The sequence below is a fragment of the Glycomyces terrestris genome (assembly GCF_003933745.1).
Taxonomy (GTDB): domain Bacteria; phylum Actinomycetota; class Actinomycetes; order Mycobacteriales; family Micromonosporaceae; genus Glycomyces; species Glycomyces terrestris.
The window spans coordinates 697,733-718,833 of the sequence record NZ_RSEB01000001.1 but is presented as its reverse complement, the minus strand read 5'-3'; the positions used below and the strand labels follow the sequence as shown (position 1 = coordinate 718,833).

The following is a 21,101-nucleotide window of genomic DNA, read 5'->3' as shown; positions in this document are numbered from 1 at the left end:
CGCCGCCTACACCGGCTCGTGGCGGTGGTCGTGGTCGTCCGGGTCGGTGCGCGCCGCGTCCTTCTCCCGGGTGGCGCGCGCCAGCCCGTACGGCGGCATGTTGACGTACGACGTCTCGTGCGCCCCCGCCGGCACCTTGTACAGCTCGTGCCACAGGCCCACGTCGCCGTTGCTCTTCACGTTGCGGTTGAACCACTTCCAGAAGCCGCGGTGGGCGTGGGCCTGCGAGTGCGCGTACCGCTCCAGGTGCTCCTCGCTGCGCCAGTACTGGACGACCATGATCACCCTGCCGCCGACCATGGTCCGCGAGTCCAGCAGGCCCAGCTCGGGGTCCCGGAGCTCGCGGAGCATCCGCGGCATCGACGCGAAGACCGGCACCCACTTGCCGAACTTCCAGAACTTGTTGACGCGCATGCCGACCGTGAAGACCACGAGGTCCTCGTCGTAGTCGACCACGACGCGTCCGGGCCTGACCTTCGCCACGTGAGGACCTCCAAGGGGTGAGCGGGAATGCCTCTCCCCCCAGGTTAACGAAGCGTGTTCACGCCGTGTCAAGCCGCCGCGGTCGCGTCTTCCACCATTCGCGTTGCGCGGCAAGCTAACCCGGCCAGCTCCAATCCGAGACCTCGGGAAGGTCCTCGCCGTGCGCGCGCGTGTGCTCGCGGGCCGCGTGGCGGGTGTCGACCATGCGCTGGCGCAGGCCCGCCGCGTTCGCCCCCAGCCCCGGGACGCGGTCGATCACGTCGATCACCAGCCGGTACCGGTCGAGGTCGTTGAGCATGACCATGTCGAACGGCGTCGTCGTGGTGCCCTCCTCCTTGTAGCCGCGCACGTGGAGGTTCGCGTGGTTGGCGCGCCGGTACGTGAGCCGGTGGATGAGCGTCGGGTAGCCGTGGAAGGCGAACAGGACCGGCCGGTCCGCGGTGAACACCGTGTCGAACTCGCGGTCGCTCAGGCCGTGCGGGTGCTCGGAATCGGGCTGGAGCCGCATCAGGTCCACCACGTTCACCACCCGCACCCGCAGGTCGGGCAGCTCGCGTCGCAGCAGGTCCGCCGCGGCCAGGACCTCCAGCGTCGGCACGTCCCCGGCGCACGCCAGGACCACGTCCGGCTCCCGGCCCCCGTCGGTCGAGGCCCACTCCCAGATCCCCAGGCCCCGTTCGCAGTGGCGCACCGCCTCCTCCATGCTCGTGTACTGGAGCGCCGGCTGCTTCCCGGCGACCACCACGTTCACGTACTGGCGGCTCCGCAGGCAGTGGTCCATCGTGGACAACAGGGTGTTGGCGTCCGGAGGCAGGTACACCCGCACGACGTCGGCCTTCTTGGTCATCACGTGGTCGAGGAACCCCGGGTCCTGGTGCGAGAACCCGTTGTGGTCCTGGCGCCACACGTGGCTCGACAGCAGGTAGTTCAGCGACGCCACCGGCCGCCGCCACGGGATGCGGCGCGCGGCGTCGAGCCACTTCGCGTGCTGGTTGAACATCGAGTCGACGATGTGGATGAACGCCTCGTAGCTCGTGAACACCCCGTGCCGGCCCGTCAGCAGGTAGCCCTCCAGCCACCCCTCGCACAGGTGCTCCGAGAGGACCTCCATCACCCGCCCGTGCGGCGCCTGGTGCTCGTCGGTCGGCAGGATCGCCGCCTCCCACTGCCGGTCGGTCGTCTCGAACACCGCGCCCAGCCGGTTCGACGCCACCTCGTCGGGCCCGAACAGCCGGAACCGGTCCGGGTTCGCGTCCATGACGTCCCGCAGCCACGCCCCGAGCGTCCGCGTCGCCTCGGCCACCGTCGCCCCGTGCCCCTCGACCTCGACCCCGTAGTCCCGGTAGTCCGGCAGCACCAGGTCCCGCAGCAGCAGGCCGCCGTTCGCGTGCGGGTTCGCGCTCATCCGCGCCTCGCCCTCCGGCGGCAGGCCCAGCAGCTCCGGCACCGGCGCGCCCGTCGCGTCGAACAGCTCCTCGGGACGGTACGAGCGCATCCACTCCTCCAGCAGCGCCAGGTGCTCCGCGCTCGTGCGCACCTCCGCCAGCGGCACCTGATGCGCCCGCCACGTCCCCTCCACCGGCACCCCGTCCACCTCGGACGGACCCGTCCAGCCCTTCGGCGTGCGCAGCACCACCATCGGCCACCGCGGCCGCACCGGCGCGCCGTTCGCGCGCCCGCGCGCGTCGGCCCGGATCTCCGCGATCCGGTCGAAGCACCGGTCCAGCGCCGCCGCCAGCGCCCGGTGCACCTCCGCCGGATCGTCCCCCTCGACCAGCACCGGGTCGTACCCCGCGCCCCGGAAGAAGTGCTCCCGGTCCTCGTCGGAGATCCGCGCGAACACCGTCTGGTTCGCGATCTTGTACCCGTTCAGATGCAGGATCGGCAGCACCGTGCCGTCCGAGACCGGGTTGAGGAACACGTTCGAGAACCACGACCCCGCCAGCGGCCCCGACTCCGCCTCGCCGTCGCCCACCACGCACGCCACTGTCAGCCCCGGGTTGTCGAACGCCGCCCCGTACGCGTGCGCGAGCGAGTACCCCAGCTCGCCGCCCTCGTGGATCGACCCCGGCACCTCCGCCGCCACATGGGACGGAATCCCGCCGGGGAACGAGAACTGCCGGAACAGCCGCCGCATCCCCTCCTCCGAGTGGTCCACCGACGGGTGCAGCTCCGGGTACGTCCCCTCCAGCCACGTGTTCGCGACCATCGCCGGACCCCCGTGCCCCGGCCCGCACACGTAGATCATGTCGAGCCCCCGCGCCTTGACGCACCGGTTCAGGTGCGCGTAGATCAGGCTCAGACCCGGGCTCGTGCCCCAGTGGCCCAGCAGCCGCGGCTTCACGTGCTCGGGCCGCAGCGGCTCGCGCAGCAGCGGATTGTCCAGCAGGTAGATCTGACCCACCGTCAGGTAGTTCGCGGCCCGCCAGTAGGCGTCGAGGCGCGCGAGCTCCTCATCGGAGAGCGGGTGGGCAGGGCGTTCGGTCTTCGCGGAGTCCATGCGTCAGAGCGTGCCCCATCACGCGCGGATTGACCGCGATTCAAGAGAATTCTTCGCGCCCGCCCGATTCGGCGTCCTTCGCCCGCCGCTCCAGCGACGCCAGCCGCGACTTGATCTCGATCAGCGACGCCTGGATCTCCGTCGCGTCCGTGCTCGCCTTCTCCGCCAGCTCCCGGTACCGCGCCTCCTGCGCCGCCGCCGCCCGCGCCTTCGCCGCCGCCGCCGCGAAGTAGATCCCCGCGATGATGATCGCGGTGACGAGCAGGAACATCCCGAAGACGAACAGCATCCCCGACTGACCCATGTTCATGCCGCGACTCCCTCATCCAAACGCGTCACCGGAAGTCTAAGCGCCCCAGCGCACCGATAACCGATTGCCGTCCGCCCCCGGCCCCCGGAGAATCGGACCATGCTCGCCGACCACCTGCCGATCCACCGGCTCCGCCTGCGCACCGACCGCCTCGAACTGCGCCTGCCGGCCTCCTTCGACGAGATCGCCGCCCTCGCGGACGCCGCCGCCGCGGGCGTCCACGACCCGGACTTCATGCCCTTCTCCATCCCCTGGACCGAAGGCGGACCCGCCAAGGCCGCCCGCAGCGTCGCCCTCTGGTACCACCGCGCCATCGGCCGCTGGGACGAGGACGACTGGGGCTTCCCCTTCACCGTCTTCCGCGACGGCGAGCCCATCGGCGTCCAGGTCATCGCCGGCAAGCGGTTCGCCGTCGTCCGCGAGGTCGACACCGGCTCCTGGATCGGTCGCGCCCATCAGGGCAACGGCTACGGCACCGAGATGCGCGCCGCCGTCCTCCACCTCGCCTTCGCCGAACTCGGCGCCGAGACCGCCCGCAGCGGCTCCTACGACGGCAACGACCCCTCCGAACGCGTCTCCCGCCGCCTCGGCTACCGCCCCGACGGCGAGGAGTTCCACGAGGTCCAAGGGAAGCGCCGCCACCTCCACCGCTGGCGCCTGAGCCGCGACGACTGGGACGCCAATCGCACCCACGACGTCGCCGTCGAGGGCCTCGATGGCGAGGTCCTCGCGATGCTCGGCCTCGGCGACCACGAAAGCGAATGACGATGCTTACCGACTACCTCCCGCACTACCGGATCCGCCTGCGCACCGAGCGCCTCGAACTGCGCCTGCCCGACCTCGACGACCTCGTCGCCCTCGCCGACCAGGCCGCCGGCGGCGTCCACGGACCCGACTTCATGCCCTTCGTCGTCCCCTGGACCGACGCCGAACCGGTCGAACGCGGCCGCGCCACGATCCTCTGGCAGCTGCGCGCCATCGCCTCCTCGACCCCCGAGAACTGGGCGATGCCGTTCGTCGTCGTCCACGACGGCCAGGTCATCGGCATGCAGGAGGTCACCGCCCGGGAGTTCAAGGTGACCCGCGAGGCCACCACCGGCTCCTGGCTCGGCCTCCCGCACCACGGGCAGGGCTTCGGCACCGAGATGCGCGCCGCCGTCCTCGCCCTCATATTCGACGGCCTCGGCGGCGACTACGCGCTCAGCGCCTCCTTCGACGGCAACGGCCCCTCGGCCGGCGTCTCGCGCAAACTCGGGTACCAGGCCGACGGCATCGAGCACAAGACCCTCGGCGACGTGCGCCGCATCGACCGGCGCTGGCGCCTCGACCGCGCCGGCTGGGAGGCGCACCGCACGCACGAGGTCGCCGTCGAAGGGCTCGACGCAGCCGCGCTGGCGATGCTCGGCCTGGACGCGCCGCCGGCGTGAGCTGAGCCCCAATCGGGCCCAAGGCCCGATGAAGCCCGGCTGAACGGTGCGCTACAGTATTGTTCGTTCGCAGGGCAAACCTGCGAGATGCGGACGTAGCGCAGTTGGTAGCGCGACACCTTGCCAAGGTGTAGGTCGCCGGTTCGATCCCGGTCGTCCGCTCAGGTAATGGAAAGGCCCGGCGACACCGCCGGGCTTTTTCGTTGCCCGGGTATTGGGGTTTCCTCGGGGCGGACGTAGCGCAGTTGGCTGTGCCTTCGGCAGCGCTTCGCGCTGGTGCGACACCTTGCCAAGGTGTAGGTCGCCGGTTCGATCCCGGTCGTCCGCTCAACTGAAGAAGGAAAGCCCGGCGGTTTCGCCGGGCATTCCACGTCGGGGCTAGGAAGCCCTCACTGTTCCCAGTTGGCGCCCTTGGGGATCCAGCGGGCGCCCATCTCCTCGTCGGTGACGGGGGTGCCCGGGAGCGGGGCCGAGCCGGGGGCGCGGAGGGCCTGGAGGTACAGCTCCAGGGCCCGCAGGCGGGTCTCGCGGGTGCGGTCGGCGTCGCCGATGGTGATCGAGGAGAGCGACTCGGTGACCATCTGGAGGTCCCCGTTGTCGACGTCCTCGCGGAGCACTCCGGCGGCCTTGAAGCGGGCCAGCATGGCCTTGTTCACCGCGTCGCCCTCCATGGCCGCCTGGAACATCTCCGGGCTCGGCGTGAACGTCCCCGCGAGGCGCACCGTTATCGAGGGCGTGTCGGCGACCACGACCGCGCGCATGAACGCCCGGAACGCCTCCCACGGGTCTCCTTCGGACTCGACCGCTTCGCGCGCGAGCTCGATGTACCGGGCCAGGCCGTCCCCGGCGAGCTTGCGGAGCAGGTCCTCCTTGCTCGGGTAGCGCCGGTACAGGGCGCTGATGCCGACGCCGGCGCGCTTGGCGACCTCGGCGATCGGCGCCTCCGGGTCGTTCACGAACACCTCGTGGGCGGCTTCCAAGATCAGCTTGTCGTTGCGGGCGGCCTGCGCCTTGCGCCCGCTGAGCGGCTTGTCGGTCATGGCACGCATCCTATCTGGAACAGAGCGGTTCATTCTGATGTGCTGTTGTCGGAAGCGCCGCTGCCGGCCGTGCCCGAGGGGCACGACCGGCGCGGCGGTTCACGGCGGATCAGTGCTCGGCCTTCGCCTGCTTCGGCAGGCCGAACGCGACCAGGAAGGCCACCAGGGTCAGGAGGACCGTCAGGCCGGTGACCAGCTGCGCGGCGTGCATCGCCTCGGCCGCGCCGGAGCCGATCGCGAACTGCGCGAAGAACACCGTGCCGAGTCCGGCGACGCCCAGGGCCGAGGCGCCCTGCTGGAAGGATTCGAGCAGGCCCGAGGCCGAGCCGACCTCGTGGTCTTCGAGCTCGCCGGTGATGATCCCGAAGAGCGGCACGAAGATCATGCCCATCCCGATGCCGAAGACCGCGAACGCGGGGGACAGGGCCCAGGTGCCCGGCAGGGTGTCGGCGCCGAACTGGAACCAGATGACGACCAGGCCGGCGGCCATGGTCCCGAGGCCGACGTGCAGGATGCCGCGGCCGAGCTTCGGGGCGAGGGCCGCGCTGGAGCCCGAGCCGACGAAGGCGCCGACGGCCCACGCGGCCATCGCCAGGCTCGCCTGGAGCGGGCCGAAGCCGAGGCCGAGCTGGAGGAACAGGCCCACCGCGAGCGAGAAGCCGGTGACCGCGCCGAAGAAGACGACCACGAAGGCGATGCCGGAGGTGTACGAGCGCTTCTTGAAGACGCTCAGCTCGACCAGGGCGCTGCGACCGGCGCGGGCGCGGCGGGCCTGGGTCCAGGCGAACAGGCCCAGGACCGGGACGGAGGAGACGAGCATCGCGATCGACCACACCGGCCAGCCGAGCTCCTGGCCCTCGACCAGCGGGACCAGCAGGAGGCACATCCCGGCCGCGGCGAGGAGCGCGCCGCCGAGGTCGAGCTTCAGGCCCTTGACGGCCGGGGCGCCGGCGGGCAGGATCTTCGCGCCGAGGGCGATCGCGGCGGCGCCGAGCGGCAGGTTGATCAGGAAGATCGAGCGCCAGCCGGTGCCGAGCAGGTCGGCGTCGACCAGGAGGCCGGCCACGACGGGCCCGGCGATCGTCGCGAGGCCGATGGCCGGGCCGAAGAGCGCGTACGCCTTGCCCATGTCGCGGCCGAACATGTCGCGGATGAGCCCGAAACACTGCGGGACCATCACCGCGGCGAAGACGCCCTGCACGACGCGGGCGGCGAGGAGGACCTCGATCGTCCCGGCGGCGCCGCAGGCGAGCGAGGCGGCGAGGAACCCGACCAGGCCGACCATGAGGACCTTCTTGCGGCCGAACATGTCGCCGAGGCGGCCGCCGGTCAGCAGGCCGATCGCGAGCGCGAGGGTGTAGCCGGCCGAGAGCCACTGGAGGGTCGCGGCGGTGCCGCCGAGCTCGCTGCGGATCGCGGGGGCGGCGACGTTGACGATCGAGGCGTCGAGCAGGTTGAGGAGGGTCGCGGAGAGGATAGCGACGAGGCCGAGCCAGCGGTGCGGGAAGGTCCGCGGCCCGGCCGCGGTCGGTGCGGGGTGCGCCTGCGCGTCGCGGGCGGGGGTCTCGAGAATGGCGGTCACGGTAGCCTCCGGCTGATCCGAGTTCTGTGGAACGGAACGTTTGATTCCACTATAGCAGACCGGAATGATCTGTTCCAGTATCGGGGTAGAAAAAATCCCGCAGCCTCGCTGAGCTGCGGGAATGTACGGAACTCGGGTCCTCAGGCCTCCTGGCCGGCGTTCAGGTAGCCGAAGATGATGATCATCGCGACCGCGACGATCACCAGCCACAGCGTCGCCTTGCGGAACTTGTGGCGCGCGCCGGGGGAGAACCACATGACCGCCGCGATGATGAGCAGGACCCCGACGACCACGCCGGGAGCGGCGCCCAGATTATCTTCCATCTTCTGACCAATCGCTTCAGGTGGTGACCGTTCAGGCACTGTTGTACCGGTCGCCCGCTCCATCATTCAGGGCGGGGCCGCGGCGGTCAACCCGCACCGTCCACTTCACCACCCCGGCTCACGTCACCACCGCGGGGTCACCACTCGCAGGAGGTGCCGCCGCCGTTGTGCTCGTCCTCGTAGTTGTACGTCAGCGTGATCTGGCTCCCGTAGTCCGCGGTCGAGCCGGCCTGCGGGTTCTGGATCCCCACGTCGCAGTGCACCACCGCGTGCTCGCCCACGAAGTACCCCTGGCTCGGCACCACGTTCGTGAAGCCCAGGCCGTACAGGTGGTCGCGGGCCGCGAACGTGGTCATGCCCGTCACATCCGGGACCGTGCCGCTGCCGCTCACCGGCCGCTCCGTCTCGGTGTCCTCGTCCCCGCCGGTGTCGCCGGAGTCCCCTTCGGACCCGCCGCCGTCGTCCTGCCCGCCGTCCTCGCCGTCCCCTCCGCCCTCGGCGGCCGACTCGCCCTCCTGCGCCGCAGCGGACTCCGACGCCGAAGGCGACGCCGGGCCGGTCGTCCCTTCCTCCCCGGGTTCACCGGCCGCGTTCTCGGCGCTGTCCAGTGAGGACTCGCCGTCGGCCTCCGCGCCCGTCGTGCCGTCGCCGCTCCACGGGCTCCACACCACGAACCCGAACACCGCGGCCGCGAGCACCGTCGCGACCACCAAGAGCGCCAAGCGCTTCCGGCTCCGCCGCTCCCCGTCCGGCGCGGCACCGGGCGGCACCGACCCGGGTGCCACCTCGGGCGGCACCGACTCGGCCGGCCCGGGCTCGGCCGGGACGGCGATCTCGCCGGTCGCCGCCGACCGGCACGCCGCCGCGAACGCCTCGCCCGACTCCCAGCGCTCGTCCGGGTCCTTGCGCAGCGACCTGGCGACCACCGCGGCGATCGGCGGCGGCACCGAGCCCGGTAGCGCCGGCGGCTCCTCGTACAGGTGGCTGTGGATGACGGCCATCGGGTCCTGCGCCGGGAACGGCGGCGTCCCGGCCAGGCACTCGTACGCGACCGCGCCGAGCGAGTACAGATCGGACTTCCCGGTCACGTCCTGGTTGCGCAGGCGCTCGGGCGAGACGTACGGGACGGTGCCGAGCACCTCCCTGCTGTCGGTCAGCCGGGTCCGGTCCGCGAGCAGCGAGATCCCGAAGTCCACCACCCGCACCCGGTCCTCGGCGTCCACGAGGAGGTTCGCGGGCTTCACGTCCCGGTGCACGACCCCCTTGCGGTGCGCCGCGTCCAGCGCGTCGGCGGCGTCGGCGACGATCCGCATCGCGCGGGCCGGGTCGAGCCGCTCCTCGCGCGCGAGCAGCCGCGCCAGCGAGACGCCCTCGACCAGCTCCATCACCAGGAACGGGACGGTCCGGTCGCCGTCGACCTCCTCGCCGAAGTCGTAGACCTCGACGTAGTTCGGGCCCTTGAGGCTCGCGAGCGTCTTCGCCTCCCGCTCGAAGCGCTCGCCGTCGTCCTCGACCCCGGGGAGGAGGATCTTCACGGCGACCTCGCGGTCGAGCCGCTCGTCCCGCGCGCTCCAGACCGCGCCCATGGCGCCGGAGTCGATGGGCCGGTCCAGCCGGTAGCGGCCGGAGAGGAGGGTCCCGGAATCCACGTGCAAACCTCGTTCAGCGCGTCCTGCGAAGCCCTGGACCGGAAACGGGCCGAGGGCCGCTCGGGGGAAGCAGTTCCGCTCCAGTCTGACCGCCGCGCGTCCGGCGCGGGTCCCCGGGTCCGCGTTCGGACCCCTCGGGCCCGAAATCCCGTAGGCTGTCAAGCGAACCGAGCGGAGGAGGACCCAATGCCCGAATTCATCGAAGTCCCCAAGGGCCTCGACCGCGTCATCGTCGCCGACACCGAGATCGGCGACGTCCGCGGCGAGGAGGGCTTCTACCACTACCGGCAGTACAACGCCGTCGAACTCGCGAAGCACTGCTCCTTCGAGCAGGTCTGGTACCTCATGACCCACGCCGAGCTGCCCACCCGCGAGCAGCTCGACGCCTTCAAGGCCCAGGTCGCCCCCTACCGCACCCTCACTCCGGAGCTGCGCGCACTGCTCCCGCACCTGGCCGCGGCCTCCCCGCTCGACGGCCTGCGCACCGCGCTCTCGGCCGCGTGCGCGGCCCGCCCCATGCAGCCCGTCCTCGACATCGACGAGGCCGCCCGCGCCGACGACGCCCTGTTCGCCTGCGCCGTCACCCCCGCGATCCTCACCGCCATGTGGCGCCTCAAGCAGGGCCAGGAGCCGCTGGACCCGCGCCCCGACCTCGGCTACGCGGCGAACTACCTGTACATGATGACCGGCGAGGTGCCCTCCGAGGCGGCCGCGCGGGCCGTCGAGCGCTACCTGATCCTCACGATCGACCACGGCTTCAACGCCTCCACGTTCACCGCCCGCGTCATCGCCTCCACCGGGGCCGACCTCGGCGCGGCCCTCGTCGGCGCCGTCGGGGCGCTCTCGGGGCCCCTCCACGGCGGCGCGCCCGCCCGCGCCCTCGACGCGCTCGACGCCATCGGCGGACCGGACAACATCGACGCCTGGATCCGCGGCGAGCTCGAGGCCGGGCGGCGGATCATGGGCTTCGGGCACGCCGTCTACAAGACCGACGACCCGCGCTCGCTGCACCTGCGGTCGGTCGCGGAGTCGCTCGACGGCGAGATCGTGGACTTCGCGAAGACCGTGGAGCGCCGCGTGGTCGAGATCCTCGCCGAGGTCAAGCCCGGCCGCAAGCTGTACACGAACGTCGAGTTCTACGCCGGCGTGGTGATGGAGCTCGCGGGCGTGCCGCGCCCGATGTTCACGCCGACGTTCACCACGAGCCGCGTGGTCGGCTGGAGCGCCAACATCCTCGAACAGGCCCGCGACTCCAAGATCATCCGCCCGCGGGCGCGCTACGTCGGCACGCCGCCGCCCGTCGACGTGCCCGGGGACGGCTTCGCCGGCTGAGCGACTCCGCACGTCACCGGCGGTTCCTTGACTCGTTCGGGTGACAGCGCGGCCGCGGGCCGCCGTTCTTGTCGGACCCGAGGGGGAGGATCGACGCCTATCCTCTTCCCCGGGCGGGTGGGGGTTAGGGATGGCCTTCCCACCCGCCCACCCCGCTCGCGCCGGGCCGACCGCCTGCTCCCGGCCGACCACGGCGAGGCTCACAGGTGTTCCGGGGCGCAGATCCGCTGCGGGGCGCGCACGGGGTGGTTAGCGTTGGAGCCGTGGCTCAAAGTCTCTACCTCGCCAGTCTGGACCCCGGCAGCGGCAAGTCGACGGTGGCGGTCGGCGTCATGGACCTGCTCACCAGGCGCGCCGGCTCGGTCGCCGTCTTCCGCCCCATCGTCCGCGACGACCACACGGTCGCGGGCGACCCGATCATCACGCTCCTGCGCGGCCAGTACCGCCTCCCCGCCTCCTACGAGTCGTCCGTCGGCGTGACCTATTCGGACGTCCGCGCCGACGCCGACGCCGCGCTCACCCGGATCGTCGAGCGCTACCACGAACTCGCCGACGGGCACGAGGTCGTCCTCGTCGTCGGCTCCGACTTCTCCGACGTCTCCTCGCCGGTCGAGTTCGCCTACAACACCCGCGTCGCCGTCAACCTCGCCTCGCCGATGCTCCTCATCGTCACCGGCCACCGCAAGAGCCCGGCCGACATCGCCGCCGCGCTCCGCTTCGGCACCGCGCAGGCCGAGGCCGACCACGCGACGGTCCTGGGCGCCATCGTCAACCGCGTCGACGCGGCCGACGCCGGCCTCGTCGAGGACGCCCACCCGGGCGCGGGCGTCGTCGTCGAGGACCCCGAGCTCGTCGCCCCCACGGTCGGCGAGCTCATCGAGGCCGCCGACGCGACCCTGGTCTCCGGCGACCCCGACGTCTTCACCCGCACCGTCGGCGACGTCGTCGTCGCGGCCATGACCCTCCCCAACCTCCTCACGCGCCTCGCCGACGACAAGGCCGTGATCCTCCCCGGCGACCGCTCCGAGGTCCTCCTCGGCCTCATCGCCGCCCACCTCGCCGAAGGCACCCCGAGCCTGTCCGCGGTGTTCCTCACCGGCGGCATCCGGCCCGAGCCGCAGATCCTCGACATCGTCGCCGGCCTCGACTCGCGCCTGCCGATCGCGATGGTCCAGCACGACACGTTCGACATGGCCAACCTCGTCGGCGACGTCACCGGCTCCCTCGCCGCCGGCGGGCAGCGCAAGATCACGCGCGCCCTGGAGGACTTCGCGAAGGGCGTCGACGGCGACGACCTGCTCGACCGGCTCGCGCTCTCCAAGCCGACCGTGGTCACCCCGATCATGTTCGAGCACTCCATGCTCGGGCGCGCCAAGGCCCTCGACAAGCACATCGTGCTCCCCGAAGGCGCCGAGCCGCGCATCCTCAAGGCCGCCGAGATCCTCATGCGCCGCGACGTCGCGCGCCTGACGCTCCTGGGCTCCGAGGCCGAGATCCGCTCCCAGGCCGCGCAGCTCGGCGTCGACATCACCGGGGCCGCGATCCTCAACCCCGGCGACCACGAGATCCGCGAGCGCTTCGCGAAGGAGTACGCGCGGCTGCGCGCCCACAAGGGCGTCACCGTCGACCAGGCCTACGACACCGTCGCCGACGTCTCCTACTTCGGCACCATGATGGTCCACACCGGCATGGCCGACGGCATGGTCTCCGGCGCGGTCCACACCACCGCGCACACCATCCGGCCCTCGTTCGAGATCATCAAGACCAAGCCCGAGGTCGCCGTCGTCTCCTCCGTGTTCTTCATGTGCCTCGAAGACCGCGTGCTCGTCTACGGCGACTGCGCCGTCAACCCGAACCCCGATGCCGAGCAGCTGGCCGACATCGCGCTATCCTCGGCAGGCACCGCCGCCGAGTTCGGCGTGGAACCGCGCGTGGCGATGCTCTCCTACTCGACCGGCACCTCGGGCCGCGGCGAGGCCGTGGACAAGGTCCGGGCGGCGACCGAGATCGTCCGGTCCCGCCGGCCCGACCTCCCGGTGGAGGGGCCGATCCAGTACGACGCCGCCGCCGACGCCGGCGTCGCGGGCACGAAGCTCCCGGACTCGCAGGTCGCCGGGAAGGCCACGGTCTTCATCGTGCCCGACCTGAACACCGGGAACAACCTGTACAAGGCCGTGCAGCGCTCGGCGAACGCGGTCGCGGTCGGCCCGGTGCTCCAGGGCCTGCGCAAGCCGGTCAACGACCTGTCGCGGGGCGCCACGGTGCCGGACATCGTCAACACGGTCGCGCTCACCGCGATCCAAGCGAGCCAGACCGCCTGAGCGGGCGGGCGCTCTAGAGGGGAAGTGCCATGAGCGCACCGGTCCTGGTGATCAACTCCGGTTCCTCGTCGATCAAGTACCAGCTGGTCGACGGGGAGACCATGGAGGCGTCGACCTCAGGGCTCATCGAGCGCATCGGACAGTCCGACTCGGTCCTCACGCACAAGCACGACGGGGCCAAGACCGTCCGCGAAGACCGCTTCGGCGACTACGCCGCCGGCCTGGAGGCGATGGTCGCGGCCTTCGAGGAGCACGGCACGCCGCTGGCGGAGGCCGGGCTCATCGCGGTCGCGCACCGCGTCGTCCACGGCGGCGAGCGGTTCGTGCAGCCGGTCGTCGTCGACGACGAGGTCGAGCGCGCCATCGACGAGCTCTCGGCGCTCGCGCCCCTGCACAACCCGGCGAACCTCGAGGGCATCCGGACCGCCCGCAAGCTCTTCCCGAAGCTGCCGCAGGTGGCCGTGTTCGACACCGCGTTCCACGCCACGGTGCCCGAACGCGCCCACCTGTACGCCGTGCCCGCCGAGTGGCGCGAGGAGCACGGGGTGCGCCGGTACGGCTTCCACGGCACCTCGCACGCGTACGTCTCCCGCAAGGCCGCCGAGATGCTCGGCAAGAGCCCCAAGGAGGTCAACGTCATCGTGGCCCACCTCGGCAACGGCGCGTCCGTCACCGCCGTGGAGCGCGGCCGCTCGATCGACACGTCGATGGGCCTGACCCCGCTCGAAGGACTCGTCATGGGCACCCGCTCGGGCGACATCGACCCGGCGATCGTCTTCCACATGCACCGGCAGACCGGCGCGTCCTTCGCCGAACTGGACGCGGCCCTGAACAAGCGCTCCGGGATGCTCGCGCTCAGCGGGCACGCCGACAACCGCGAGATCGAGCGGGCCGCCGCGGCGGGGGACCGCGCCGCGCAGACCGCGCTCGAGATCTACTGCTACCGGATCCGCAAGTACATCGGCGCCTACATCGCCGCGCTCGGCGGCGCGGACGCGATCGCGTTCACCGCCGGCATCGGCGAGAACAGCGCCGAGGTTCGGGCCCGGGCCCTGTCCTCGCTCGTGGCCCTGGGGGTCGACCTCGACGAGGCCGCGAACGCCGCCGGAGGCCCGGTCGTCTCCACGCCGCACTCGCCGATCACCGTCATGGTGATCCCGACGAACGAGGAAGGCGAGATCGCGGCGCAGACGGCCGCGCTGCTGCGGTCCTAGACGCGCGAAGGGCGGACCGGGGAGGCCCGGTCCGCCCTCTCGTCACCGGCAGCGGCTACACGCCGCCCGCCAGGAGCTTCGTGAGGGTCGAGTCCATGTCGACATAGCCCGACTCGCGGCCGCGGGGGACCAGGCTGTAGGCCCGGCGGAGGAAGCGCTGCACGACGCCGCGGTTGATCTCGAAGAGGGCGTTCCCGTCCGGCGAGGAGAGCGCGAGCGCCACCGACTCGCCGCGCGGCGTCGTCCAGGGCCACACGCGCACGTCGCCGATGCCGGTCGGCTCCTCCAGTCCCTTCGCGAGCAGTTCGCGGGAGAACGACCAGGCCACCTGGTCGGCGTCCGTCCCGTCCGGATGGAACATGACGCAGACCGCGTAAGGGTCGTCCGGGTCGTATCGCAGACTCGCGCGCACACTCACCGTCGCGAAATCGGGCGCGACGAGCCGCATGGTGGTGCCGATATCGACAGTCGCCGATCGTGCCATGCTCATAGCGTTACCCCCCAGTGTGCGGCCGGCTCCCCCGAAGCCGGCCGTCGTTCCAGTCCGCCGCCGCACCGGAGTCGCCGGTTCCGCGGCCGCGAACAAGTCGTGATTCAGGTCTATCATTCAAGCCGTTGCACCGTACGACGATCAGCAAGACCGAGCCCGGCGCGTTCCGCTGATTCAGGGGCAAAATCCGACAAAAGACCACCGTTAATCTTCCGTCAATGTCGTAATTACAACAACAGGCTTCACCCATTCGCGGTACCATTCCCGCCCTTCGCCGCGGGCCGGCCTGATAGCGCCTTCGGGCCCTTAGTCGGAAAAGTCCGAATTTAACGGAGCGAGCCCTGTGGGACCGCGGTGATAGCGTTTCATCGACGTTCTCGGACCCGTCGGAAGGGGCGAACAATGGGCCAGGGGCAATGGACCGAAGTCGACGCGTTCCTCGGATCGCTGCTGGTCGGTGAGGACGAGGCCCTCGCCGGGGCCACGGCCGCGGCCCAGCGGGCCGGGCTGCCGCCCATCTCGATCTCGCCCGCGCAGGGCAAGCTCCTCTACCTCCTCGCGAAGACCCTCGGCGCCAAGCGCATCCTCGAGATCGGCACCCTCGGCGGCTACAGCGCGATCTGGATGGCCCGGGCGCTGCCGGCCGACGGGCACCTGATCAGCCTCGAGTACAGCCCCCGGCACGCCGAGGTCGCCAGCGGCAACGTCGCGCGGGCCGGCCTCGTCGGGACCGTGGAGATCCGGGTCGGCGCCGCGGCCGAGACCCTGCCGAAGCTCGCGGACGAGGGCGCCGGGCCGTTCGACCTGGTGTTCATCGACGCCGACAAGGGCGGCTACCCCGGCTACCTCGACTGGGCGCTGAAGCTCACGCGCCCGGGCAGCCTCATCATCGCCGACAACGTCGTGCGCGGCGGGGCCGTCGCCGACGGGCTCAGCCGCGACCCGAACGTGCAGGGCGTGCGGTCCTATCTGGAGAAGGTCGCCGCGAACCCGAAGCTGGAGGGCACCGTGATGCAGACCGTGGGCGTCAAGGGCTACGACGGCCTCTCGATCGCGCGCGTCCTCGACTAGGCCCCGCTCCGAACGCGACACCGGCCTCCGGCCGGGACCCCCTGCACCGCAGCGGGACCCGACCGGAGGCCGGTCGCATGGGCGCGGCCGCTAGCCCTCGCGGGTGCGGCGCACGTCCTCGGCCGCGCGCTGCGACTCGTCCTTGACGTGCCCGCCCGCAGCCTGCGCCTCCGTCTTGACGTACTCGGCGGACTCCTTCGCGCGCTCGCCGAGATGGTGCGTGGACTCCTTGGCGGTCTCGCCGACGTGTGAGCCGAACTCGGCGCCGGCCTCCTTCACCTGCGCGACGGCCGGCCCCGCGTGCTCGGCGACCGCCTGGGCCGCCTCTCGGGAGGTCCGGTCCGAGGGCAGCAGCGCGGCCGCGAGCGCGCCCACGCCGAACGCGATGAGCCCCGCGGCGAGGGGGCTGCCCTCGATGCGGTCCTCGATGCGGTCGGCGTCGACGGTGCCCATCACCTTGTCGCGCACGGTGTGGACGCGGCGCTGCACGCGCTCCTTGCCGCGCTGCACGATGCGCTTCGGGTTCACCCGGTCGTTGATCTCGTCGATCGTCTCCCCGAGCTCCTCGCGCGTGTGCTCGATCTCCTGCCTCAGCTCATCCGCTCGCGAGCCCATTCGACATCCTCCTTCAACGTCTCGCCGGTCTGCCGCGGCAGCGGCGAGACCTCTCGGAACTGCTTGCGGCCCGCGGCGAACAGCCCGGCCGCGACGGCCGCGGCGAGCACCGCCACGACCAGGAACGCCCACCCGGCCGGCATGACCTCGGCGAGCCCCCACGCTGCGGCGAACGCGGCCAGCAGGAGTGCCAGGTTGCCCAGCAGCGCCGCGGCGCCCAGCTTCGCGCCCGCCTTCGACGCCTTGGCGGCCTCTTCCCGGATCTCGACCTTCGCGAGCTCGACCTCCTTGCGGATCAGCTCGCTGACGTCGCGCGCGACTTCGCTCAGGAGGTTGCCGAGCGACTGGTCCTCGGGGTCGGCGCCGCGCACCTCCGGGTCCGTTCGCTGCTCATCGGTCATCGCCACGTCGCCTCCTCGTCGCGGGGCCCGGGAGCCGGGCGCTCGTACTGCGGCGGGCCCGTGTACAGGCCCGCGCCGGCGCCGGACGAAGCCTCGTCGGTGACGCTGGTGTCGCCGGTTCCGCCGCTGCCGCGGTGCTCGTCGTGCGCGTCCTTGCCGCCGCGCAGCAGCCGCCCGGCGGCGAAGCCGGCGACGACCGCGGCGGTGAGGAACAGGGCGGGGCGGCGGCGCGCGAAGCGCCTGGTGTCGTCCAGGACGCCGTCCAGTCCGCCGTCGCGCACGCGCTCGGCGGCGCGGCGGAGCTCGTCGGCGGCGGCGCCGGCGTAGCCCGCGAGCGGGCCGGCGTCCTCGGTGCGGCCGTCGGCGAGCGCGCCGAGCTGGTCGCCGAAGCGGCGCATCGACTCGGTCACGCGCTCGGTCTGGGCCTCGGCCTGGGCGCGCAGCTGCGCCCTCGCGTCGTCGGCGATGTGCCGGACCTCGGCCTTGGCCTCCTCGGACAGCTGTCGGGCCTCCTCGCGCGCCGTGCGGGCGACGTGCTTGACCTCGTCGGCGGCGCTGTGCGCGACCTCGGAGCCGCGCTCGCGCGCGACGGCGGCCGTCTCCTCGACGTCGGCGGGCCCGCGGTCGGCGGTGTCGGAATCGCGGTACTCGACGGCGGCTTCGGTGGACGCGTCCTCCAGCGAGCGCCGCTCGGCCCCGGCGAGGCCGGGTTCGCGGTCGGCGGAGCCGGGCTCGCGCCCGATCGGCTCGCCGCCGGGGGCGCCCTCGTAGGTCACCGCCTCGCGGCCGATCGCGGGTTCGTGGTCGGCCGCGGGGTCGTAGTGCCCGCCATCGGGTCCGGCGACGTCGCGGTCGAGGGCGGGGTCGTAGCCGACGTGATCGCGGTCGGCGTCGGGGTCGACGCCGCTCGGCTCGGGGGCGAAGGCCGGTTCGGCGCCGCCGCGGTCCGACTCGGGGCCGACGCCGCCGGGCGTCGGGTCGAGGGCGGGGTCGGAGCCGCCCCGATCGCGGTCGGGGACGCCGCCGCTCGGTTCGCGGCCGAAGGCCGGGTCGGCGCCGCCGCGCTCGGCGGCTCCGTCACCGGTGCGCTCCCGCCCGGTCCCGTAGGCGGCCGCCCCGGGGCTGACGGTGCGGTCGTGACCCGGGCTGCGGTCCGGGACCGCGGGTTCGCGGTCGGCGGGGACGTACACGCCGGGTTCGTACCCGGTGGCGTCGGAGCCCCCGGTCCTCCGGTCCTGGTCGACCGGAGGGGGCGTTGGTGTCTCAGACTCCGGCCCGGGCCTGGCGGCGCCGTGCCGTTCTGCATCGCTCATGTCTTCCTCCTCTGCCCCGTCCTCCTGACGGGTCCTCGGCGGGCGGTTTCCGCCCCTTGAGGAGCTACCCGAGGCCGCGAGGTCCATTCGCGATCCCGGGTGGACAGTCGCAGAACTCCGCCCGCGCGGGCCCCTGGGCAGGGAGCCGCCTGAGGACCCTCACCGCTCCTGGTAGTCCGAGAACCGCTTGAGGACCAGGCCGATCAGGCGCGCCATGAGCTTGCGGGGCCGGCGCGGCAGCAGGTGCGCCTGCGGCCAGTTCAGCACGTCGGGCACGACGTAGCCGCGGTCGCGGTCCAGCGCCCGCAGGGACTGGCGCACGATCCGCTCCGGGTCGGCCAGGAGCCAGCCGAGGCGGCGCCGGTCGTACTTGATGCCGTTCGCGATCGGGAAGCCGGTGTCCACGGGGCCGGGGCAGACCGCGAGGACCTTCACGCCGGTGCCGCGCGTCTCGACCCACAGGCCGAGGCTGTAGTTGACGACGAACGCCTTCGTGGCCGCGTACAGCGCCATGTACGGCTGCGCCTGGAACCCGGCCATCGACGCGACGTTCACGACCGCGCCGGAGCCGCGCGCGCACATCGCGGGCAGGAACCGCTTGACCAGGCCAGCGACCGCGACCACGTTCACCATCGCGGTGTCGCGGCCGTAGTCGGCGGCGACGGCCACGTCCCGCCCGAACGTGCCGATGCCGGCGTTGTTCACCAGGACCTCGACTTCGACGCCGGCCGCGTCGACGGCTTCGCCGACCCGCTCGGCCGCGTCCGGTTCGGCCAGGTCCTGCACGATCACCAGCGCCGCGACGCCGTGCGCCTCCCGCAGCTCGGCGGCGAGCGCCTCCAGCTTCGCGCCCGACCGCGCCACGAGCGCCACGTCCATGCCCCGCCCGGCGAGCTGCCGCGCGAACGCCGCCCCGATCCCCGACGACGCGCCCGTCACCAGCGCCCACGACCCCATGTGCCCTCCCTCCAATCCCTCGGCACAGCGTAGCGGCGGCTGCGCCGCAGGTCGCGGCCCGTGCGCGGGTACGCTTGCCGCACCATGTCGATGCTGGCCAATCAGATCACCAGGCGGCTGGCCCTGCCGGGCTGGTCGGTCCTGCGCTTCGGGCTCACGCTCGTCGCCGCCGCGCTCCTGCTCGCCGCCGTCCTCACCGGCGTCCTCGTCGTCTTCTGGATCGGCATCCCCGTCGCCGTCGCGCTCTTCCTCGCGATCCGGCTGTGGGCGAACTCGCAGCGGCGCGTCATCGGCGAGCAGCTCGGCGTCCACATCCCCGCGCCCTACCGGGAGCGGCCCAAGCGGGCCCGCCTGGACCAGCAGGCGCTCCTGCTCGTGCGCGAGGCCGCGACCTGGCGGGACTTCGCGTGGCTCGCGATCGACGCGACCCTCGGGTTCCTCGTCAACCTCCTCTACCTCGGCGTGTTCGCCGTCGCCGTCTACTACCTGGTGCAGCCGCTGCTCCTGGTCACCGTCTTCCACACCGCCCCGAACCCGGTCGTGAACGACTTCGGGTTCTACGACTTCGACACGCCCGCGAAGACCCTCATGCTCGTCCCGCTCGCGCTCGGCGCCGGCGTCGCCTGGTGGCGCTGGGGCGAGCTGTTCCTGCGCTGGTACTCCCATCTCGGGGTGCTCCTGCTCGGTCCGACCGCGAACGCGGTGCTCACGGCCCGCGTCTCCGAGCTGCGGCAGGCCCGCGACCAGACCGTCGACCACGCCGCCGCCGAGCTGCGCCGCATCGAACGCGACCTGCACGACGGCGCGCAGGCGCGCATCGCGGCCCTGAGCCTGACCCTCGGCATGGCCGAGGAGCTCCTTCGCCAGGACCGGCCCGAGCAGGCCGCGGGCCTCGTCGCCGAGGCCCGCCAGACCTGCTCGGATGTGCTCGTGGAGATCCGCCACCTCGTGCGCGGCATCCACCCGCCCGTCCTCGCCGACCGCGGCCTCAGCGGCGCGCTCCAGGCCATGGCCCTCGACCACCCGCTCCCGGTCTCGGTCGTCGACCGGCTCGGCGAGAAGCTGCCCGCGCCCCTGGAGGCGGCCGCGTACTTCGCGACGAACGAGGTCCTCGCGAACATCACCAAGCACGCGGGCGCCACCCAGGTGCAGGTCGTCGTCACCCACGAGGGCGGCCTGGTGCGGATCGAGGTCCGCGACGACGGCTGCGGCGGCGCCGCCGTCGTCCCCGGCGGCGGCCTCGACGGCGTCGCCCGGCGCCTCGCCGCGTTCGACGGCACCTTCGACCTCGACAGCCCCGAGGGCGGCCCCACCGCGGTCACGATGACGCTCCCCGCCTTCCAGGTCGGCGCGGCCGCCACCGACAATAAGCGCGCGTCCGGCCGCTGAGGCCGGACCAGGAGAGCAGGGAGCCCCGATGGACGTCGTCCTCGCCGAAGACCACTCGCTGTTGCGCGACGGCCTCACCCGGGTGCTCGAAGCGCACGACTTCAAGGTCGTCGAGGCCGTCGACAACGGCCCCGCGCTCACCGCCGCGCTCCTGGCGCACCGCCCCGACGTCGCCGTCGTCGACATCCGGCTCCCGCCCACGTTCAAGGACGAGGGCCTGCGCGCCGCCATCGAGGCCCGCCGCCACATCCCGGCCCTGCCGATCCTCGTCCTCTCCCAGTACGTCGAGCAGCTGTACGCGCGCGAACTCCTCGGCGACCGCCGCGGCGGCGTCGGCTACCTGCTCAAGGACCGCGTCTCGAACGTCGGCGAGTTCATCGAGGCGCTCCGCCGCGTCGCCGCCGGGGGCACCGCCATGGACCCCGAGGTCGTCGCCCGGCTCCTCGGCAAGCAGCAGAACCGCCTCGACGCGCTCACCCCGCGCGAGCTGGAGGTCCTGGGGCTCATGGCCGAGGGCCGCACGAACGCCGCGATCGCCGCGTCCCTGTTCGTCACCGAGAAGGCCGTGGGCAAGCACTCGGCGAACGTGTTCCGCAAGCTCGGCCTGGGCCAGTCCGAGGACGACAACCGCCGCGTGCTCGCCGTCCTCGCCTACCTCGAAGGGAACTAGCGCCTGGCGCGGCG

General features: G+C 72.4%; 20 protein-coding genes and 2 tRNA genes. 10 read left to right on the top strand and 12 right to left on the bottom strand.

Features of this window, described 5'->3' with window-relative positions; all coding sequences use genetic code 11:
• Positions 1–6: 6 nt before the first annotated feature.
• The 3 genes from EIW28_RS03410 to EIW28_RS24075 all read right to left on the bottom strand — a co-directional run bounded on the left by EIW28_RS03410 (position 7) and on the right by EIW28_RS24075 (position 3,272).
• The gene (locus tag EIW28_RS03410; RefSeq protein ID WP_197717041.1) at positions 7–483 is read right to left on the bottom strand and encodes a DUF4188 domain-containing protein; all 477 of its coding nucleotides are present in this window, start codon (positions 481–483) and stop codon (positions 7–9) included.
• Between the two features lie 115 nt (positions 484–598).
• A complete protein-coding gene (locus EIW28_RS03405) occupies positions 599–2,983 on the bottom strand; it encodes a phosphoketolase family protein (protein WP_125246289.1) in 2,385 nt (794 codons plus the stop codon).
• A gap of 40 nt (positions 2,984–3,023) precedes the next feature.
• Complete coding sequence (locus EIW28_RS24075) at positions 3,024–3,272, bottom strand: hypothetical protein (protein WP_158630275.1); 249 nt, start codon at positions 3,270–3,272, stop codon at positions 3,024–3,026.
• 120 nt (positions 3,273–3,392) lie between these two features.
• Between EIW28_RS24075 and EIW28_RS03395 the strand changes: the two genes are divergently transcribed.
• The 4 genes from EIW28_RS03395 to EIW28_RS03380 all read left to right on the top strand — a co-directional run bounded on the left by EIW28_RS03395 (position 3,393) and on the right by EIW28_RS03380 (position 5,048).
• Positions 3,393–4,058, top strand: a complete 666-nt coding sequence (locus tag EIW28_RS03395; RefSeq protein ID WP_125246288.1) for a GNAT family N-acetyltransferase — start codon at positions 3,393–3,395, stop codon at positions 4,056–4,058.
• Positions 4,055–4,720, top strand: coding sequence for a GNAT family N-acetyltransferase (locus EIW28_RS03390; protein WP_197717040.1), 666 nt, complete (start codon positions 4,055–4,057; stop codon positions 4,718–4,720). Before EIW28_RS03395 ends, EIW28_RS03390 begins: the two co-directional genes overlap by 4 nt.
• 89 nt (positions 4,721–4,809) lie before the next feature.
• Positions 4,810–4,882: transfer RNA gene (locus tag EIW28_RS03385), tRNA-Gly, on the top strand.
• Between the two features lie 68 nt (positions 4,883–4,950).
• Positions 4,951–5,048, top strand: a tRNA-Gly gene (locus EIW28_RS03380).
• Between the two features lie 61 nt (positions 5,049–5,109).
• Here the strand turns inward: EIW28_RS03380 and EIW28_RS03375 are convergent.
• The 4 genes from EIW28_RS03375 to EIW28_RS03360 all read right to left on the bottom strand — a co-directional run bounded on the left by EIW28_RS03375 (position 5,110) and on the right by EIW28_RS03360 (position 9,314).
• The gene (locus EIW28_RS03375) at positions 5,110–5,760 is read right to left on the bottom strand and encodes a TetR/AcrR family transcriptional regulator (protein WP_125246287.1); all 651 of its coding nucleotides are present in this window, start codon (positions 5,758–5,760) and stop codon (positions 5,110–5,112) included.
• A gap of 109 nt (positions 5,761–5,869) precedes the next feature.
• Positions 5,870–7,342 (bottom strand): MFS transporter, encoded by a 1,473-nt coding sequence (locus tag EIW28_RS03370; protein WP_197717039.1) that lies wholly within the window; start codon positions 7,340–7,342, stop codon positions 5,870–5,872.
• Positions 7,343–7,482: 140 nt separating this feature from the next.
• Positions 7,483–7,665 carry a hypothetical protein gene (locus EIW28_RS03365; RefSeq protein WP_125246286.1) on the bottom strand — a complete coding sequence of 61 codons (183 nt, stop codon included), beginning with the start codon at positions 7,663–7,665 and terminating at the stop codon, positions 7,483–7,485.
• Between the two features lie 137 nt (positions 7,666–7,802).
• Complete coding sequence (locus EIW28_RS03360) at positions 7,803–9,314, bottom strand: serine/threonine protein kinase (RefSeq protein WP_125246285.1); 1,512 nt, start codon at positions 9,312–9,314, stop codon at positions 7,803–7,805.
• A 186-nt stretch (positions 9,315–9,500) separates the two neighbouring features.
• On the opposite strand from EIW28_RS03360, the gene EIW28_RS03355 reads away from it, so the two are divergent.
• The 3 genes from EIW28_RS03355 (at position 9,501) to EIW28_RS03345 (ending at position 14,181) form a co-directional block, all read left to right on the top strand.
• Positions 9,501–10,646, top strand: a complete 1,146-nt coding sequence (locus EIW28_RS03355) for a citrate synthase/methylcitrate synthase (RefSeq protein ID WP_125246284.1) — start codon at positions 9,501–9,503, stop codon at positions 10,644–10,646.
• A gap of 263 nt (positions 10,647–10,909) precedes the next feature.
• A complete protein-coding gene (pta, locus tag EIW28_RS03350) occupies positions 10,910–12,967 on the top strand; it encodes a phosphate acetyltransferase (protein ID WP_125246283.1) in 2,058 nt (685 codons plus the stop codon).
• A gap of 29 nt (positions 12,968–12,996) precedes the next feature.
• Positions 12,997–14,181: an acetate/propionate family kinase gene (locus tag EIW28_RS03345; RefSeq protein ID WP_125246282.1), complete on the top strand. Its 1,185-nt coding sequence runs from the start codon at positions 12,997–12,999 to the stop codon at positions 14,179–14,181.
• 55 nt (positions 14,182–14,236) lie between these two features.
• Here EIW28_RS03345 and EIW28_RS03340 read toward each other — a convergent pair whose 3' ends face one another.
• Positions 14,237–14,671, bottom strand: coding sequence for an SsgA family sporulation/cell division regulator (locus EIW28_RS03340; protein WP_125246281.1), 435 nt, complete (start codon positions 14,669–14,671; stop codon positions 14,237–14,239).
• Between the two features lie 402 nt (positions 14,672–15,073).
• Here EIW28_RS03340 and EIW28_RS03335 point away from each other — a divergent pair, with 402 nt between their 5' ends.
• The gene (locus EIW28_RS03335) at positions 15,074–15,742 is read left to right on the top strand and encodes an O-methyltransferase (protein WP_125246280.1); all 669 of its coding nucleotides are present in this window, start codon (positions 15,074–15,076) and stop codon (positions 15,740–15,742) included.
• A 90-nt stretch (positions 15,743–15,832) separates the two neighbouring features.
• Here EIW28_RS03335 and EIW28_RS03330 read toward each other — a convergent pair whose 3' ends face one another.
• From EIW28_RS03330 to EIW28_RS03315, 4 genes are all read right to left on the bottom strand, one after another.
• On the bottom strand, positions 15,833–16,357 hold the full coding sequence (locus EIW28_RS03330) for a DUF3618 domain-containing protein (RefSeq protein WP_125246279.1): 525 nt from the start codon (positions 16,355–16,357) through the stop codon (positions 15,833–15,835).
• Complete coding sequence (locus EIW28_RS03325; protein WP_125246714.1) at positions 16,333–16,758, bottom strand: phage holin family protein; 426 nt, start codon at positions 16,756–16,758, stop codon at positions 16,333–16,335. The genes EIW28_RS03330 and EIW28_RS03325 overlap by 25 nt, the downstream gene beginning before the upstream one ends.
• Positions 16,755–18,071: a hypothetical protein gene (locus EIW28_RS03320; protein WP_125246278.1), complete on the bottom strand. Its 1,317-nt coding sequence runs from the start codon at positions 18,069–18,071 to the stop codon at positions 16,755–16,757. Before EIW28_RS03320 ends, EIW28_RS03325 begins: the two co-directional genes overlap by 4 nt.
• A gap of 159 nt (positions 18,072–18,230) precedes the next feature.
• Positions 18,231–19,028 (bottom strand): SDR family NAD(P)-dependent oxidoreductase, encoded by a 798-nt coding sequence (locus EIW28_RS03315; RefSeq protein ID WP_125246277.1) that lies wholly within the window; start codon positions 19,026–19,028, stop codon positions 18,231–18,233.
• 84 nt (positions 19,029–19,112) lie between these two features.
• Between EIW28_RS03315 and EIW28_RS03310 the strand changes: the two genes are divergently transcribed.
• Complete coding sequence (locus tag EIW28_RS03310) at positions 19,113–20,417, top strand: sensor histidine kinase (RefSeq protein ID WP_125246276.1); 1,305 nt, start codon at positions 19,113–19,115, stop codon at positions 20,415–20,417.
• A gap of 28 nt (positions 20,418–20,445) precedes the next feature.
• On the top strand, positions 20,446–21,087 hold the full coding sequence (locus tag EIW28_RS03305; protein WP_125246275.1) for a response regulator: 642 nt from the start codon (positions 20,446–20,448) through the stop codon (positions 21,085–21,087).
• Positions 21,088–21,101 lie beyond the last annotated feature (14 nt).